2 protein-coding genes are annotated in these 2,573 nt (G+C 26.5%); both read right to left on the reverse strand.

Going from position 1 to position 2,573, the window contains the following annotated elements; all coding sequences use genetic code 11:
* Positions 1 to 83 precede the first annotated feature (83 nt).
* Complete coding sequence (gene purB, locus G3997_RS07165; RefSeq protein WP_296644886.1) at positions 84 to 1,529, reverse strand: adenylosuccinate lyase; 1,446 nt, start codon at positions 1,527 to 1,529, stop codon at positions 84 to 86.
* A gap of 82 nt (positions 1,530 to 1,611) precedes the next feature.
* Positions 1,612 to 2,520 (reverse strand): tyrosine-type recombinase/integrase, encoded by a 909-nt coding sequence (locus G3997_RS07170; protein ID WP_296644888.1) that lies wholly within the window; start codon positions 2,518 to 2,520, stop codon positions 1,612 to 1,614.
* Positions 2,521 to 2,573: the final 53 nt, after the last annotated feature.

Raw genomic sequence — 2,573 nt, forward strand, 5'->3', positions numbered from 1 at the left:
ATTAATCTTTTTTATTTTACTGAATTAAACATAAAAATATAAAAAAGAGTGTTGAGAATTCAACACTCTTTTTTATATTTTTATTAAACATGTAAATCTACATTTAACTTTCCTATAATATCCTTATATTCTTTTATAGCTGGCTCTAATGTTTCATTTATAAACTCTATAACTTGTTCTGGAGCTCTTCCTACAAAGTTTTTAGGATCCATTATAGATAGTATTTCTTCCTTACTCATCTTAAATGCTGGATCTTCTATTATAAGATCAATTAAATTATTATCTAATCCTTCCTGCTTAACTCTATACGCTGCCTTCATAGAATATTCTCTTATTATTTCATGTAACTCTTGTCTATCTCCGCCTCTTTTAACAGCTTCCATAAGTATAGTTTCTGTAGCCATAAATGGAAGTTCTTCATTTATATGCTTATTTATCATATTTTCATATACAACTAAACCATCTGTAACATTTATACCTATCTCAAGTATAGCATCAGCTGCCATAAATGCTTGAGGTATAGCTAATCTTTTATTAGCTGAGTCATCTAAGCTTCTTTCTAACCATTGAGTTGCTTGAACTAAAGCAGGGCTTAATGATTCAGTTATTATATATTTAGATAGTGAAGCTATTCTTTCACTTCTCATAGGATTTCTCTTATATGCCATTGCTGATGATCCTATTTGATTCTTTTCAAATGGCTCTTCTAATTCTTTTAAACTTTGTAATAATCTTATATCATTAGTCATCTTATGCATACTTTGAGCTATACCTGATAATATGCTTATAACTTGATAATCTAATTTTCTAGTATACGTTTGTCCGCTTACTGCATAAGAAGATTTGTATCCCATTTTTTTACAAACTAATTTATCAAGTTCTGATACCTTTTCATGATCACCTTCAAATAAACTTAAAAAGCTTGCTTGAGTTCCAGTAGTCCCTTTTACCCCTCTTAATTTCATGTTGTCTATTCTATAATTTAAATCTTCTAAATCAAGTATTAAATCTTGTGCCCATAAAGTAGCTCTCTTTCCTACTGTTGTAAGTTGAGCTGCTTGGAAGTGAGTAAATCCTAATGTTGGAACATCTTTATACTTAATAGAAAATTCTTTTAAATTATTTATTAAATTAACAAGTTTTACTCTTATAAGCTTTAAAGCTTCATTCATTTGTATAACATCAGTGTTATCTCCAACATAAGCTGATGTTGCACCTAAATGTATTATTCCTTTAGCTTTATCACATTGAAGTCCATATGCTTTAACATGACTCATAACATCATGTCTTACTTCTTTTTCTATTTTTCTAGCTTCATCAAAATTTATATTATCTATATTATTTCTTAATTCTTCTAATTGTTCTTCTGTTATATTTAGTCCTAGCTCTTTTTCTCCTTCTGCTAGTGCAACCCATAGCCTTCTCCATGTTGAGAATTTAAATTGTGGAGAAAATATGTAGCTCATATCTTTACTACAATATCTATCTGTTAAAGGGTTTGTATACGTACTATATTTGTTGTCTATCATAATATGCACCTTTCTTAAATATATTCTATATCATAATTATACAAAATATATCGAACAATAACAAGTATTTAAATTGTTTTGTTCATTTTTTATTAATTTTAAATTCTTCATTATTAATTAAATAATCTACACTTTGACTATCAACGAAGTTTAATACATACTTATATCTTATAGCATAATACTTATCACTCCATCCTAACTGATTTTTTACATCTTCTTCATCAGCTCCTAATCTTAAACTTATTGCTGCAAATGAATGCCTAAAATCTTTAGCTGAATAATTAGAAAGTCCTGCTAAGTCTAAAGCTTTTCTTACTATTAATCTTACATTCCTATCTGTTATATAATTACTTTTTTGTGTAGTAAAAACAAAATCTTCAGTTGGTATTATAACTTCAGGTAGTAAAGAATATGCTCTATACTCTTCTATTAGTTTGAAACAATATGGGTGAAGTTTGACTATTCTCTCCTTCTTAGCTTTTCCTAACCTTACATAGTAATTATCTTTATCATCTACCATAAGGTCTTTCCACTTTAAGTTTACTAATTCATTTAATAAACATCCTGTTGTTACTAAAAACACTATTATAGTTTTATCTCTTATATTTAATTTATGAAGTGTATCTATAAGTTTATTTATCTCTTGAATACTAAGTACATCATCTTTACTTTTTATTCTACTAACTGCAGGTTTTTCAACATACCTAAATGGGTTAATTTCTATATACTCTTCTTTTTTTAAATAATTATAAAAACTATGTAAATAGCTATATACTTTTTCACAAGTTGATTTTTTATATATAGTTTGAACATATTCTATAAACTTTTTACAGTCTTCTTTATTTGCATAAACTAATTCCTTATCTTCTAAAAACTTTTTAAATAATATTATTTTTGATAGATAATCATGCTTAGTATTTGGTTCTAATTTTCTAGAAAAAGCTTTGAAAACTTCATACTCTATATCTTCTAGTATTTTATCATTATTCATATCTAATCTCCCTTTCTATAATTTTTATCATTTTTATCTATATATTGAATATA

The organism is Romboutsia sp. 13368 (genome assembly GCF_018336475.1).
Lineage (GTDB): Bacteria > Bacillota > Clostridia > Peptostreptococcales > Peptostreptococcaceae > Romboutsia.